The organism is Lysobacter sp. Root76, assembly GCF_001428685.1.
GTDB lineage: Bacteria > Pseudomonadota > Gammaproteobacteria > Xanthomonadales > Xanthomonadaceae > Lysobacter.
The window spans coordinates 74553-90181 of sequence record NZ_LMIK01000001.1; the positions used below are offsets into that span (position 1 = coordinate 74553).

Here is a 15629-nt window from a genome sequence, read left to right on the forward strand (position 1 = left end):
GGGGCAAGCGCCGCTCCACGCGGGCCGCGCCCGGCCCGGATCGGCGGGGATCCAGACCAAGGGCGCGCGTATTTGCGAAGACCGGGTTTTAAGGACACGGAAGCCAGAGCCAAGAGATGGAAGTGATCGGCTGACTGCTGGCGCAGCGGCTGTGGACGCGACCTTACCGGCTGGGAATTATTCGCGATTAATCTTGCTTAACGATACCGGCATCGGCCGCGATCGGGTCGGCCCTGCCCTCGCCGATGGGTCTGGCAGCAGGACTGAGCCGACCGGGCGCAGCGATCGCCCGCCCGATCGCTATCGGTCAGCGACCGCGGAGATACGCCTCTAGCCGCGTGGACCGCCCATGACGGGCAACACGACTCCGTTCACGTAAGACGAGCATACCGGCGAAGCGAGGAACACATAGGCCGGGGAGATCTCCTCCGGCTGCGCCGGCCGCCCCATGTCGCTGTCCTGGCCGAACTTGGCGACCTCCTCGGCCGCGCGATCGGCGGGATTCAACGGCGTCCACACCGGTCCCGGCGCGACCGCGTTGACGCGGGTGCCGCGCTCCAGCAGGTTGCTGGCCAGCGACTTGGTGAACGCGTGGATCGCGCCCTTGGTGGCCGAATAGTCCAACAGCGCCTTGCTGCCGAATATCCCGGTTTCGGAGCCGCTGTTGATGATGGCCGCCCCCCGCTTGAGATGCGGCAGCGCCGCCCGTGCCATGTGGAAGTAGCCGGCGATATTGGTCTGCAGGGTCTCCTGCAGGTGCTCGTCGCTGAGATCTTCGAGGCGCTCGCTGTGCAGCTGGAAAGCGGCGTTGTTGACCAGGATGTCGAGGCGGCCGAATTTCCTGACCGTCTGCTCGATGGCCTGCTTGCAAAAGGCCGGATCCTTGACGTCGCCCGCCAAGGCCAGGCACTGCCGCCCTTCCTGCTCCACGTGCCGCCGAGTGTCGGCGGCGTCTTCGTGCTCATCCAGATAGACGATGGCGACGTCCGCACCTTCGCGCGCGAACAGCACCGCCACCGCGCGGCCGATGCCGGAATCGCCGCCGGTCACGACCGCCGTCATGCCCTCCAGCTTGCCGCTGCCGAGGTAATCCGGGGCGAGGAATTTCGGCGACAGGGCCAGATCGTGCTCGTTGCCCGGCTTGCGCAGGTGCTGCGCCGGCATCGGATTCTGCGGCTGCTTGCGTGTGCCCGCCTGCACGGGCTGGTCCTTGGCTTCGCTGGGCTTCTTCTTGCGATCCAGCGCGTCGACTCCGCGCTGGATCGCTCTTTGCCGCCCTGCCGTCGTCTTCGCCGCCTTCTTGCTGGTGCTTGCCATGCCCTAGCTCCCTTGAACGAGATGCCGTCGAGCGGGCGATGCCGAGCTGCCCGCTCGCCGTGGCGCGGCTGGACCGCGCCTGCGCGCCCGGCCTAATGGCGCTTCTTGAGCATCTCGTCGCGCGACTGCTGCGCCCGCGATGCGCCGATGGCGGTCTCGACCTGCTTGACCTCTTCCGGCGGCGGCAGGACGGCGGCGAAGCCCAGGGAATCGATCCACAGTTCCCGCGTCCAGCCGGTGGTGTGATACAGGTGATGGTCTTCATCGCCCTCGACGGCGTCGAACGCCGCTTTCAGCACCTTGGTTTCCGGGCCGCTGCCGTGCTCGGCCACGTGCCCGATCAGCTCCCAGTTCAGGTGATCCTTGGTTTCCGCCAGGACGACGCATTCGCCGGCGACGAGCTGCGCCGCGTTCGGATCCGCATGATTTGCCGCCATCTTCATCGCCTTCACGAGGGAGGCGCCGATGTGGCCGACCACGTCCCGGCCGGGGCTTTGCTCTTCGGGATCCAGGCCCAGGGTCTCGAAGACGCGCAAGAGCACCTGCTCGTGGGTGCGCGTCTGCTCCAGGTACTCCGTCCACTCCTTGCGCAGGTCGTCGTTCACGGCGAGCGAGACCGCCATCTCGTAGATCTGGATGCCGCCGCGCTCGGTTTCCAGCGCCTGCAGCAGCAGTTCCTTCAGCTGCATTTCGTCGTAACTGACTTTCTTGCCCATGATCCATCGCTCCTGGTGTCGGACTTGGATGCCGGCCTAGTCCCGGCTCGCGGTCGCCGTCGGCGGCGCCCCGGCGAGAGTCGGCCAGCACCGGTAAGGAGCGCGTGCAGATCGCGTTCGCTGCGTGTGATGGGCATGAACGGTTCATGCTGCCGGCACATCTGAACCCGCGCCCTGGAATGACGCGTCTTTGACCTGCCAGGGCGTAGGAATGGCATTCACGACCCGCGGCGCGACCCGCCGGCGGCCGTGCGGCGGTACCCGAGCCCTGGCGAACGCGACGCCCGTCCGCGTTCGCTTGCGGGCGCCCGATCGCGACGGACTCGCCCATCGCTCTTGCAAGGATCCGACATGCCCGCACGCTGGACCCGCCGTAGCGTGATCTGGGCCGTGTTGGGCGCGGCCGTGCTGACCGCCGCGATCGGCCTGATCGCCCTCAACCTGGCGGGGCCGGAAAAGCAGCTGTTGCATGCCCTGCCGCATCGCTATCCGGTGGCCTCGTCGCAGTTCCGACGCGAAATGGGCACCTTGCTCGGCCCTTCGCTGCTGTCCGAAAATCATGTGACCGGCTTGCAGAACGGCGACGAGATTTTCCCGGCGATGCTCCAGGCGATCCGCTCGGCACAGCGCACGATCGCCTTCGAAACCTATATCTACTGGTCGGGCGACACCGGCCGCGCGTTCAGCCAGGCCCTGTCCGAACGCGCGCGCGCCGGCGTGCAGGTCTACCTCACCGTCGACTGGCTCGGCAGCAGCAAGATGGACGCGGCGCAGATCGAGGAGATGAAGCGCGCCGGCGTGCACATCCGCCAGTACCGGCCGCTGGCCTGGTACAACCTGGACCGGGTGAACAACCGGACCCACCGCAAACTGCTGATCGTCGACGGCACGGTGGGGTTCACCGGCGGCGTCGGTATCGCCGATCAGTGGCAGGGCCATGCCCAGGATCCGCAGCATTGGCGCGAGTCGCATTTCCGCGTCGAAGGGCCGGTGGTAGCGCAGATGCAGGCGGGCTTCAACGACAACTGGGTCAAATCCACCGGCGTGGTCCTGCACGGCGCCGGCTTCTACCCGCCGCTGACCCGCGCCGGCGACATGGACGCGCAGTTGTTCATCAGCTCCCCGGCCGGCGGCAGCGACAGCATGCATCTGATGGTGCTGATGGCGATCGCCGCGTCCGAGCGCACCATCGACCTGGCCGCCGCCTATTTCGTGCCCGACGACCTGGTACGGCGGGCCCTGCTCGATGCCCGCCGCCGCGGCGTGCGCATCCGCATCCTCGTGCCCGGCGAACACACCGACTCCGATGCGGTGCGCCTGGCTTCGAAGGCGCAGTGGGAGACCCTGATCCAGGCCGGCATCGAGTTCTACGAATACCGGCCGACCATGATGCATATCAAGATGCTGATCGTGGACGGCGAACTCGTCTCCGTGGGGTCGACCAACTTCGACATACGCTCGTTCCGCCTCAACGACGAAGCCAGCCTCAACGTCTACGACCGCAGCTTCGCCGCGGATATGACCGCCGTCTTCGATGCCGACCTGCGCCAATCGCGCCGCTACACGCTGCAGGACTGGCGCGACCGCCCCTGGAAAGAGCGGCTGTTCGAGAAGTTCGTGCTGCCGCTCAAATCGCAGCTCTAGCCTTGCGCTTCGAGCCGCATGCGACTCCGCTCACGCGCAGTTCCGAGCGAGCGCGGATGAATGCGCGCGCAGGAGCGCACGACAGGATGTTCACCGCGTCCGATGCAGCATCGGCCGGTCGGCGTCGACCGCCCCCTGCTCATCCTGCTGCGGAGTTTCGCCATGGCCAGCAAGAAAACCGCTACGCCCCGCTCCACGACACGCTCCACGACCCGCACTGGCGGCGCCACCCGCGACAGCCGCGGTCAGGGCGACGAACTCCACCAGCCTGCCGGCGGCAAACATCCGCCGCTGACGACCAACCAAGGCCTGCCCCTGTCGGACAACCAGAACTCGCTGCACGCGACGCCGCGCGGCCCGGGCCTGCTCGAAGACTTCATCCTGCGCGAGAAGATCACCCATTTCGACCACGAGCGCATTCCCGAACGCATCGTGCATGCGCGCGGCTCGGGCGCGCACGGCTACTTCGAACTGAGCAAATCGCTGGCCCGCTATACGACGGCGCGCATCCTGACCGAGGTGGGCGAACGCACGCCGCTGTTCTGCCGCTTCTCGACGGTGGCCGGCGGCGCCGGCTCGATCGACACCCCGCGCGACGTGCGCGGCTTCGCGGTCAAGTTCTACACCCAGCAGGGCAACTGGGATCTGGTGGGCAACAACATCCCGGTGTTCTTCATCCAGGATGCGATGAAATTCCCGGACGTGGTGCATTCGGTGAAGATGGAGCCCGACCGCGGCTTCCCCCAGGCCGCCAGCGCCCACGACACGTTCTGGGACTTCATCTCGCTCACGCCCGAAGCCATGCACATGATCATGTGGGCGATGTCGGACCGCGCGATCCCGCGCTCGCTGCGCATGATCGAGGGCTTCGGCGTGCATAGCTTCCGTCTGCTCAACGCCAAGGGCGCCTCGACCTTCGTCAAGTTCCACTGGCGGCCCAAGCTGGGCCTGCAGTCGGCGGTCTGGGACGAGGCCTGCAAGCTGGCCGGCGCCGACCCGGACTTCCATCGCCGCGATCTGTTCGAGGCGATCGAGAACGGCGACTACCCGGAGTGGGAGCTGGCGGTGCAATTGTTCACTCAGGAACAGGCCGACGCCTTTCCGTTCGACCACCTCGACGCGACCAAATTGATTCCGGAAGAACTGGTTCCGCTGACGGTGATCGGGCGCATGGTCCTGGATCGCTGGCCGGACAACTTCTTCGCCGAGACCGAACAGGTCGCCTTTTGCCCCTCGCACGTGGTCCCCGGCATCGATTTCTCCAACGACCCGCTGCTACAGGGCCGTCTGTTCTCCTATCTGGACACCCAGCTTTCGCGGCTGGGCTCGCCGAATTTCCACCAGTTGCCGATCAACGCCCCCAAATGCCCGTTCGCCAATCTGCAGCGCGATGGCCACATGCAGATGCGGGTGCCGCGCGGCCGCGTCAACTACGAACCCAGTTCGCTGGACCCGCAGTCGCCGCGCGAAACGCCAGCGGGATTCCGCAGCGCTTCCGTGCCCGCCGACGACGGCGCCAAGGGTCGGGTGCGGCCGGAAAGCTTCGCCGACCACTACAGCCAGGCGCGGCAGTTCTACCGTAGCCAGACTCCTTACGAGCAGGCGCACATCGCCTCGGCGCTGGTGTTCGAACTGTCCAAGGTCGGCACCGCGCACGTGCGCGAGGCCATCGTCGGCCACCTGCGTCATATCGACAGCGCCTTGGCCCGTCGGGTCGCCGATGGTTTGGGCCTGGCCGCACTGCCCGCAGCGCCGCCTGCTGCGGTCGCAGCCAAGGACCTGCCGGTCTCCCCGCCGCTGCAGATCATCGGCAAGATGAAATCCACCCTGCAGGGGCGCTGCGTCGGCCTGCTGATCGACGACGGCTCCGATGCCGGCACCGTGCGGGCCTTGCGCAAGGCGGTCGAGGCTGCCGGCGCACGGGTCAAGATCGTGGCGCCGCGCATCGGCGGCGCCAAATTGAGCGACGGCAAGCCGCAGACCGCCGACGGTCAGCTCGCCGGCACGCCATCGGTGGTGTTCGACGCGGTCGCCGTGGTGTTGGCGGACAAAGCCGGCAAGCGCCTGGCCAAGGAAGGCGCCGCGATCGACTTCGTGCGCGACGCCTACGGCCATCTCAAGGCGATCGCGGTGGACCAGGGCGGTCAATGGCTATTGGATGCGGGCGGGATCGAACGCGACGAGGGCGTGGTCGATGCCAGCGATGCGCGCTCCTTCGTGGCTGCGGCCAAGGGCCGTCTGTGGGAGCGCGAAGCCAAGGTCCGGACGTTGGCCTGAGCCTGCGTGCGAGGTCGGCGTCGCCGCCGCGGTCGGCTGAGCCGCGATCATGGGGCGTCGCCTTCCTCGGCACGCCCCTCGCATCGGCGACGGGAAAGCGCGCCAGGAGCGCCATGCGAAAGGCGGACGGCGCAAGCGAAGGACGGCCAGACCTGGCTAGAAGGCGCGCTTCCTGGCGGTCTTCCTGGTCTGCCGCAACCATTCCCCTAGCGGCACCGTCTTTGGGTCCGAAGGCTTCGGTATCGCTGGTCCAAGCTTGCCGTACTGCGCCAACACATTCTCCAGCCTCAGACTCGCCTGCTCCAAGGCCTCATCGCCGATCGCGGCCGCATCCCGAATGATCGGACCGGAAAGGCGCACGTAAGTCGCCCAGAAGTCGGCTTCGTCGAGGTTGTCCGCCACCAGCTCAGGCATTTGCTCGACCAGGGCGTCTATGCGCTGGCTGATGGTTGTTGGCGCGCGATTGTTCATTCGAGTCGGGCATCTTAGCAATTTCGGCCTGCACCAAGCGCGCGCGGCGGCGACGGCCTTTCACCTTGCTCTACCGAGCCGAATGCAAAGATCGCCTTTCCGGCGGCCGCTCGCCCCTACCTTAGTCTCCGATGCCTCAGCTATGGAGGATCTTCAGCCGTTGGTTGCGCTTGCGCAGGCGTTTGTGGCGCTGGCGACGTGCAGCCGGCCAGAGCACGCTGCAAGCCGAAGAACCGTTGCGCTCGCAGTTGTTCAATGCCGAGCAGATGGAGTCGCACGGCAAGGCGCTGACCCGCTCGCATCACGTGCATGCGCGCGCCGGCCCGGAACGCCTGCTGGACCGGCTGGAAGAGAACGAAGGCCTGCTGGACGATGCCAGCACGGTCCTGACCCGGATGGTCCAGGACGAGATGCGCATCACTCCGGCCGGCGAGTGGCTGCTGGACAACTTTTACCTGATCGAAGAACAGATCCACACCGCGCGCCGGCACCTTCCCAAAGGCTATAGCCGCCAGCTGCCCTCCTTGCGGCAGGGCCCCTCCGCCGGTCTGCCGCGCGTGTACGACCTGTCGCTGGAAGCCATCGCCCACGGCGACGGCCGCATCGACGCAGAAACCATCAGCCGTTTCGTCGCCGCCTACCAATCGATCACGCCGCTGAAGCTGGGCGAGCTGTGGGCGATTCCGATCATGCTGCGGCTGGCGTTGATCGACAACCTGCGGCGCATGGCGGTACGGGTCATGCATGACGCGGCCGACCACCGCCTGGCCAGCGAGTGGGCCGATCTGCTGAACGAGACGGCCGCGGAGAACCCCAAGAACGTGGTGCTGATCGTCGCCGACATGGCGCGCTCCCGGCCGCCCTTGTCGGGCGCGTTCGTGTCCGAGCTGACCCGGGGGCTGCAGGGCCGCGGGGCGGTGTTCTCGATGCCGATCACCTGGCTGGAGCAGTGGGTCGCCGACGGCGGCCGCAGCATCGAAGAGCTGGTGCACCTGGAAAGCCAGCAACAGGCCGCCGACCAGGTGTCGATCAGCAACAGCATCGGCAGCCTGCGTTTCCTGGCCAACATGGATTGGCGCGAGTTCGTCGAGAACATGAGCGTGGTCGATCGCCGATTGCGCGAAGACCCCGCCGGCACGTATGCCCTGATGGATTTCAACACCCGCGACAGCTACCGCCATGTGGTGGAGAAGATGGCGCGGCTGAGCGGCGCCAGCGAACAGGAGGTGACGGACATCGTGCTGCAGCTGGCGCAGGCGGCAGCGGAGGCGACCGCGGCCGACGACGACCGGACCCATGTCGGCTATTACCTGGTCGACGACGGCGTGGTGCAGACGCGGGCGGCGCTGGCCGCGTCGGATGCGAAGCACCGGCCGGTGCGTTTGCGTCCCCGGCGTATCCCGCTGCCGGTCTACCTGGCGCCGATCGCCGCGATCGCCGGGCTGTTCGCCTGGGGCCTGTTGTCGGAAAGCTCCGGCATGCGGCAACAGGTGCCGCTGTGGCTGCTGGCGGCGTTGGCGTTGCTGGCCTTCAGCGAGCTGGGCATCGCCCTGGTCAACTGGCTCGCGACCGTGCTGATGGCGCCGCGGCCGTTGCCGCGGATGGATTTCTCCAAAGGCATCCCGGTCGATTCGCGCACCCTGGTCGTGGTGCCTTGCATGCTCGGCAGCGTCGAGGGGGTGGACAGCCTGGTGGAGGGGCTGGAAGTGCGCTTCCTGGCCAATCGCGACCGCCACCTGCATTTCGCCTTGCTGAGCGATTTCCTGGACGCCGACCAGCAAACGCTGCCCGGCGATGAGGCGCTGCTGGCGCGGGCCCGGCAACAAATTGCGCAGCTCAACGCCCGCTATGCCGCCGAAAGCGGCGACCTGTTCTTCCTGTTCCATCGCCCACGTCAGTGGAATCCGCGCGAGGGCCGCTGGATGGGCCACGAGCGCAAGCGCGGCAAGCTGGCGGCGCTGAACCGGCTGCTGCGCGGCGGAGCGCACGACGAGTTCCTGCAGGTGATCGGCAATACCGAAGTGCTGAGCCAGGTGCGCTACGTGATCACCCTGGATACCGACACCCGCCTGCCGCGCGATGCGGCCCGCGAGTTCGTCGGCACGCTGGCGCATCCGCTGAACCGCGCCCGCTTCGACAGCCGCCGGCGCCGGGTCGTGCGCGGTTACGGCATCCTGCAACCCAGCGTCGGGACCAGCCAGAGCGGACGCCGCAGTACGCGCTATGCGCGCATGTTCGGCAGCGAGCCCGGCATCGACCCGTATACCCGCACCGTATCGGACGTGTACCAGGATCTGTTCGGCGAGGGTTCTTTCGTCGGCAAAGGCATCTACGACGTGGATGCGTTCGAATCGGCGCTCGCCGATCGCTTCCCGGACAACCGCATCCTCAGCCACGATCTGCTGGAAGGCTGCTACGCACGCGCCGGACTGGTCAGCGACGTGCGCCTGTTCGAGGACTATCCGTCGCGCTATGCGGCCGATGTGAAACGGCGCTACCGCTGGATACGCGGCGACTGGCAGTTGCTGCCCTGGCTGCTGCCGTGGGTGCCGCGCGCGCGCGGCGGCTACGAGCGCAACCCTTTGTCGTGGCTGTCGCGCGGCAAGCTGCTGGACAACCTGCGCCGCAGCCTGGTGCCGGCAGCGGCCACGGCGCTGTTGCTGCTGGGCTGGCTGTTCTCGCCGCATCCGCTGGCCTGGACGGCATGGCTGCTGTGCCTGTGGCTGCTGCCCGTGCTGGTGCCGGTGCTGCGCGACGTCTTCATGATTCCCGTGGACATGCCGCTGGAAACCCACCTGGTCCAGGTCGGAAAATCCACGCTGCGCCAATTGCTGCGCGCCGCGGTCAGTCTGGCCTGCCTGCCCTACGAAGCCTTCCTGAGCCTGAGCGCGATCGCGCGCACTTTGTGGCGGTTGGCGATCAGTCGCCGCCACTTGCTGCAGTGGAACCCGTCCAGCGAAGTGGAACGCAACCTCGGCAGCGGCATGAGCGCGGAGTTGCGCGGCATGGCCGCCGCGCCGCTGTTCGCCGTGGCCGTGGCGGCGCTGCTGGCCGTCGCCCAACCCCGCTCGCTGTGGGTGGCGATTCCCCTGTTGGGCCTGTGGCTGCTGTCGCCGGCCCTGATGGCCTGGCTGGGCCATCCGCCCGCGCAGCGCGACGCGGACCTGTCCGCCGCGCAATTGGCGTTCCTGGGCCGTCTGGCCCGCCGCACCTGGGGCTTCTTCGAAACCTACGTGCGCGCCGAAGATCATTGGCTGCCGCCGGACAACGTGCAGGAGCACCCCGCGCTGGTGGTCGCGCGCCGCACCTCGCCGACCAATATCGGCCTGTCGCTGCTGGCCAACCTGTCGGCCTACGATTTCGGCTATCTGCAGGTGGGCGGCGTGATGGAACGCACGCGCCTGGTGTTCGCCACGCTCGACACCCTGCCGCGCCACCGCGGGCACTTCTACAACTGGTACGACACCGAAACCCTGCAGCCGCTGCCGCCGCATTACATTTCCACGGTCGACAGCGGCAATCTGGCCGGCCATCTGCTGACTCTGCGCCAGGGACTGCTGGCCCTGGCCGATGCACCGGTGCTGGCGCCCAGCACCTTCGCGGGCCTGGCCGACACCTTGGGCGTGCTGCAAGAAGTCCGCCGCGCCGCCGGCCACGACGACGACGCGCTGAGCCAGGCCCTGAGCGACTTCCGCGCCACGCTCGACCCGGCACTGGCGCAAGCGCCCGCCAACGTCCGCGATGCGGAACGGACCTTGGCGCATCTGGTCGTGCGCGCCGACCGGATCCTGGCCGTATGGCCGGCGAGCGAGGACCCGAAAGCGAACCGTTGGGCCGCCGCGCTGGCCGACGCCTGCCGGTCCGCGCATGCCGAGCTGCAGTTCTTCGTCCCCGACCCGGCCGCGCCCGCCGCCATGGCCTATGGCGACCGCATCCCGACCCTGCGCGAGCTGCAGACGCAATCGTCCGATACGCAGGCGCAAACCCGGGCACGCGAACGCGTCCACCAGCTCGAACGCCTCGCCCATATCGCCGGGCAGTTCTCGCTGATGGAGTACGACTTCCTGTACGACCGCCCGCGCAATCTGCTATCGATCGGCTACAACCTGGACGAACATCGGCTCGACGCCGGCTACTACGACCTGCTGGCATCGGAAGCGCGGCTGTGCAGTTTCGTGGCCATCGCCCAGGGCCAGCTGCCGCAGGACAGCTGGTTCGCGCTGGGGCGGCTGCTGACCGAAGTCAACGGCGACGCGACCCTGCTGTCGTGGAGCGGCTCGATGTTCGAGTACCTGATGCCGCAACTGGTGATGCCCAGCTATCCGGACACCCTGCTCGATCAGACCTCGCGCCACGCGGTGGAGGCGCAGATCGTGCACGGCGCCCAGCGTTCGGTGCCCTGGGGCGTGTCCGAGTCCGGCTACAACACGGTCGATGCGCGCATGAACTACCAGTACCGTGCGTTCGGCGTTCCGGGGCTCGGGCTCAAGCGCGGCCTGGGCCAGGATCTGGTGATCGCGCCCTACGCCAGCATGATGGCGCTGATGGTGGCGCCCGAAGCCGCCTGCCAGAACCTGCAGCGGCTGACCGCCTTGGGTTTCGGCGGCGAGTTCGGCCTGTACGAAGCCATCGACTACACCCCGGCGCGCGTGCCGCACGGCCAGGAATGCGTGGTGGTGCGTTCGTTCATGGCCCACCATCAGGGCATGGGGCTGCTGTCCCTGGACCACCTGCTGCGCCAGCAGCCCATGCAGCGGCGCTTCGTCGCCGACGCCGAATTCCAGGCCACGCTGCTGCTGTTGCAGGAGCGCATCCCGCATACCGGCGTGTTCCATCCGCACGAGGCCGAGACCCTGGGCACGCGCGCCACGGTCGGCGAGACCGAAACCCAGCTGCGCATCTTCCGCAATCCCGGAACCACGCGGCCGTCCGTGCAGTTGCTGTCCAACGGGCGCTATCACGGGCTGCTGACCAGCGCGGGCGGCGGCTACAGCCGGCAACAGGACATGGCGGTCACGCGCTGGCGCGAGGACGGCACCCGCGACCATTGGGGCAACTTCTGCTACCTGCGCGATGTCGGCAGCGGCGAATACTGGTCCGCCGCCCTGCAGCCGACCGGCGTACCCATCGAACACTACGAAGCGATCTTCTCCGACGCCAAGGCCGAGTTCCGCGGACGCAAGCGCGGCTACGAGAGCCACCTGGAAATCGCCATCTCGGCCGAAGACGACATCGAGCTGCGCCGGCTGCGCCTGAGCAACCGCAGCCGACGCACCCGCACGATCGAGATCACCACCTATGCCGAAGTGGTGCTGGCCCCGGCCATCGCCGACGAGCTGCATCCTGCCTTCAGCAACCTGTTCGTGCAATCGGAGATCCTGAGGCAGAAGCAGGCGCTGCTGTGCACGCGGCGGCCGCGCGCGCACGACGAGGTGCCGCCGTGGATGTTCCATCTGGTCGCCGTGCACGACGCCGACATCGGCGCGATTTCCTACGAAACCGATCGGGCGCGCTTCCTAGGCCGCGGCAACACCCCGCGCACGCCGCGAGCGCTGTCGGCCGACGAAGCGCTGTCGGATACGCAGGGCTCGGTGCTGGACCCGATCGTGGCGATCCGTTGCCGGATCGAACTGGCGCCGGAACAGACCGCGATGATCGACATGGTCTACGGCGTGGGCGCGGACCGGGAAGCCTGCACGGGATTGGTCGACAAGTACCGCGACCGCCGCCTCGCCGATCGCGTGTTCGACCTGGCCTGGACCCACAGCCAGGTGGTTCGGCGCCAGATCAACGCCTCGCAGGCCGATGCCCAGCTGTACGAACGCCTGGCCGGGCTGATCGTCTACGCGCACCCTTTTCTGCGCGCCGACCCCGAGGTGCTGCTGCAGAACCAGCGCGGCCAGTCCGGCTTGTGGGGGCATGCGATCTCCGGCGACCTGCCGATCGTGCTGCTGCAGATCTCCGATGCCGACAACATCGAACTGGTGCGGCAGATGGTGCAGGCGCATGCCTACTGGCGGCTCAAGGGCCTGCGCGCCGACCTGGTGATCTGGAACGAGAGCAAGGCCGGCTATCGGCAGCAGTTGCAGGACCAGATCCTGGGCATGATCTCGGCCGATCCGGAAGCCAACATACTGGACCGGCCCGGCGGCATCTTCGTGCGCCCGGCCCAGCAGATATCGCAGGAAGACCGCATCCTGCTGCAATCGGTGGCACGGGCGATCATCAGCGATCAACGCGGCACTTTGGCCGCGCAGATCGGCCGACACGTGCCGCCCGAACGGCCGGTGCCCGCCTTGTTGCCCGAGGGCCCGCCGGAAATACCGTCCTATGCGTCGGATACGAACGCGGCGAACGGACTGCCACCGCCCAGGATCGACAACGCGGCCGACGACGCCTGGCCGTTCGATGCGGTGGCCGACGAGTTCCTGTTCGACAACGGCACCGGCGCCTTCTCCGCCAACGGGCGCGAGTACGTGATCGTCTCGCGCGAGGGCGCACCGACGCCGGCGCCTTGGTCCAACGTGATGGCCAACGCCAAGCTCGGCACGGTGGTCAGTGAGAGTTCGCCGGGCTACACCTGGTTCGAGAATGCGCACGAGTTCCGCCTGACGCCGTGGCACAACGACCCGGTCGCCGACAGCGGCGGCGAGGCCTACTACCTGCGCGACGAGGACAGCGGACAGATTTGGTCGCCGATGCCCCTGCCCTGTCGCGGGCATGGCGACTACCGCACCCGCCACGGCTTCGGCTACAGCGTCTACGAGCATGTCGAGGACGGCATCGCCAGCGAACTGTGGGTGTATGTGGACGTCGAGGATGCGGTCAAGTTCTCGGTATTGAAGCTGCGCAATCTGTCCGGCCGCGCGCGCCGCCTGTCCGTCACCGGCTATGTGGAATGGATACTGGGCGACCTGCGGGTGAAATCGCAGATGCACGTGGTCAGCGAACTGCATGCCGACAGCGGCCTGCTGACCGCGCGCAACCCCTACAACACCGAGTTCAGCGGACGCGTCGCCTTCTTCGACACCGATGCCGACGGCTGCAGTTACACCGCCGACCGCACCGAGTTCCTGGGCCGCAACGGCAGCCTGGGCGAGCCGGCGGCCTTGCGACGCGAGCGCCTGTCGGGCCGGCTCGGGGTCGGCCTGGACCCCTGCGCGGCCATCCAGGTGCCGATCGACCTGGCCGACGGCGAGGAACTGGAAACGGTGTTCCGCCTGGGCATAGGCAAGGACCAGAACGAAGCGCTGAAACTCGCGACCCAGGTGCGCGGTACGCAACGCGCGCACGACGCGCTGGACGCGGTGCGCATCCACTGGCATGCCCTGCTGTCGACCGTACGGGTGAAGACGCCGGACCCCAGCGTCGACGCCCTCGCCAACGGCTGGTTGCTGTACCAGACCCTGGCCTGCCGCTATGTCGCGCGCAGCGGCTACTACCAGTCCGGCGGCGCGTTCGGTTTCCGCGACCAGCTGCAGGACACCATGGCGACCGTGCACGCCAAGCCGGCGCTGACCCGGGAGCACCTGCTGCTCTGCGCAGCGCACCAGTTCCCGCATGGCGATGTACTGCACTGGTGGCATCCGCCGCAGGGCCGCGGCGTCCGCACCCGCTGTTCGGACGACTATCTGTGGCTGCCGCTGGCCGCCTGCCGCTACCTGACGGTGACCGGCGATACCGGCGTACTGGACGAGAACGTGCGCTTCATCGAGGGACGCCCGGTCAATCCCGACGAAGAGTCCTACTACGACATGCCGGTTGCGTCCTACCTGCAGCAGCCGTTCTACGAGCACTGCGTGCTGGCGCTGAGGCGCGGCTGCGATCTGCTGGGCGAACGCGGCCTGCCGCTGATCGGAACCGGCGACTGGAACGACGGCATGAACCGGGTCGGCGAAGCCGGTCGCGGCGAGAGCGTATGGCTGGGCTTCTTCCTGTTCGATGCCCTGCAGCGTTTCGCGGATGTGGCGCAGGCGCGCGGCGACGACATCTTCACCGACTATTGCCGCGAGCAGGCGCAGCGCCTGCGCGATAACCTGGAAGCCCACGCCTGGGACGGACAGTGGTATCGCCGCGCCTGGTTCGACGACGGCACGCCGCTGGGGTCGACCCAGAGCGACGAATGCAGGATCGACTCCATTTCGCAGAGCTGGTCGGTGCTCTCGGGCGCGGCGGATCCTGCGCGTGCGCGGCAGGCCATGGATTCCCTGGACCAGTATCTGGTGCGACGTGAGGCCGGGCTGATCCAGTTGCTGGATCCGCCGTTCAACAAGACCGCCAAGGACCCGGGCTATATCCGCGGTTACGTGCCCGGTGTGCGCGAGAACGGCGGCCAGTACACGCATGCCGCGGTGTGGGCGGCCATGGCGTTCGCCGCGCAAGGCGATGCGAGGCGCGCCTGGGAGCTGGCGCGCATGATCAACCCCATACACCACGCAGGCAACGCGGACGACGCCGCACGCTACAAGGTGGAGCCTTACGTGCTGGCCGCCGACGTGTATGGGGTAGCGCCGCACGTGGGCCGCGGCGGATGGACCTGGTACACCGGTTCGGCCGGCTGGATGTACCGGCTGCTGACCGAATCCCTGCTGGGCCTGCAACGCAGCGGCGATCGCATGCGGCTGCAGCCTTGCCTGCCCGCGGACTGGCCCGAGTACCGGTTGCAGTACCGCTATGGCAGCAGCCTGTACTCGATCCGCGTCCGGCAACACGATGAGGGGTCCGCGACGCTGAGCCTGGATGGCGAGCAGCAGCCGGGGTTCGAATTCGCGCTGATCAACGACGGCGCGATGCACCAGGTCGAGGCGCTTTGGCCGCGCTCGCCTGCATGAAGACCAAGCCGCAACTGGATGCGGAGCTCGACCGCCTGGCGCGGATGCTGCCGCCCTGGCTGGAAAAACTCCGTCATCCCGCGCAGTTTTGGCCGCAGTTCGACGCCCTCGCTCAGGAAATTCTCACCGACGCCGCTGCGGACGACCGCGTCCATGTGCTGCAACGCCTGCACGCCATGCTGATCGAAAACGGAGTCGAAGCGGACCCATCGAAACGCGAAACCGCCCCGCCCTTTCCTCCTGCAAGCTCGAATGCAGGCGGTCGATGAATCGCATCGCAAGGCTCCGGGCAGAGGGCGCCGCAACAGCGCATGCAGGCACCGCCACGGTGAGCCCAGCGCTTTCAATGGCGTGAACCGAGTTACCGGAACGC

Annotated in this window: 7 protein-coding genes; 4 read left to right on the forward strand and 3 right to left on the reverse strand. The window is 67.6% G+C overall.

What is annotated here, in order from left to right:
• Positions 1 to 330 precede the first annotated feature (330 nt).
• Together ASE10_RS00275 and ASE10_RS00280 are read right to left on the reverse strand one after the other, a co-directional pair.
• Complete coding sequence (locus ASE10_RS00275; RefSeq protein WP_056305488.1) at positions 331 to 1317, reverse strand: SDR family oxidoreductase; 987 nt, start codon at positions 1315 to 1317, stop codon at positions 331 to 333.
• A 92-nt stretch (positions 1318 to 1409) separates the two neighbouring features.
• Entirely contained in the window at positions 1410 to 2033 is a 624-nt protein-coding gene (locus ASE10_RS00280) for a hypothetical protein (RefSeq protein WP_056305490.1), read from the reverse strand.
• Positions 2034 to 2384: 351 nt separating this feature from the next.
• Here ASE10_RS00280 and ASE10_RS00285 point away from each other — a divergent pair, with 351 nt between their 5' ends.
• Complete coding sequence (locus ASE10_RS00285) at positions 2385 to 3677, forward strand: phospholipase D-like domain-containing protein (protein ID WP_157480945.1); 1293 nt, start codon at positions 2385 to 2387, stop codon at positions 3675 to 3677.
• A gap of 162 nt (positions 3678 to 3839) precedes the next feature.
• On the forward strand, positions 3840 to 5954 hold the full coding sequence (locus ASE10_RS00290) for a catalase (protein WP_056305642.1): 2115 nt from the start codon (positions 3840 to 3842) through the stop codon (positions 5952 to 5954).
• Between the two features lie 156 nt (positions 5955 to 6110).
• On the opposite strand, the gene ASE10_RS00295 is transcribed toward ASE10_RS00290, so the two are convergent.
• Complete coding sequence (locus tag ASE10_RS00295) at positions 6111 to 6425, reverse strand: hypothetical protein (protein WP_056305492.1); 315 nt, start codon at positions 6423 to 6425, stop codon at positions 6111 to 6113.
• Positions 6426 to 6691: 266 nt separating this feature from the next.
• On the opposite strand from ASE10_RS00295, the gene ASE10_RS00300 reads away from it, so the two are divergent.
• Both ASE10_RS00300 and ASE10_RS00305 read left to right on the forward strand, forming a co-directional pair.
• Positions 6692 to 15256, forward strand: coding sequence for a glycoside hydrolase family 94 protein (locus ASE10_RS00300; protein ID WP_056305644.1), 8565 nt, complete (start codon positions 6692 to 6694; stop codon positions 15254 to 15256).
• Entirely contained in the window at positions 15253 to 15525 is a 273-nt protein-coding gene (locus ASE10_RS00305) for a hypothetical protein (RefSeq protein WP_157480947.1), read from the forward strand. Before ASE10_RS00300 ends, ASE10_RS00305 begins: the two co-directional genes overlap by 4 nt.
• Positions 15526 to 15629: the final 104 nt, after the last annotated feature.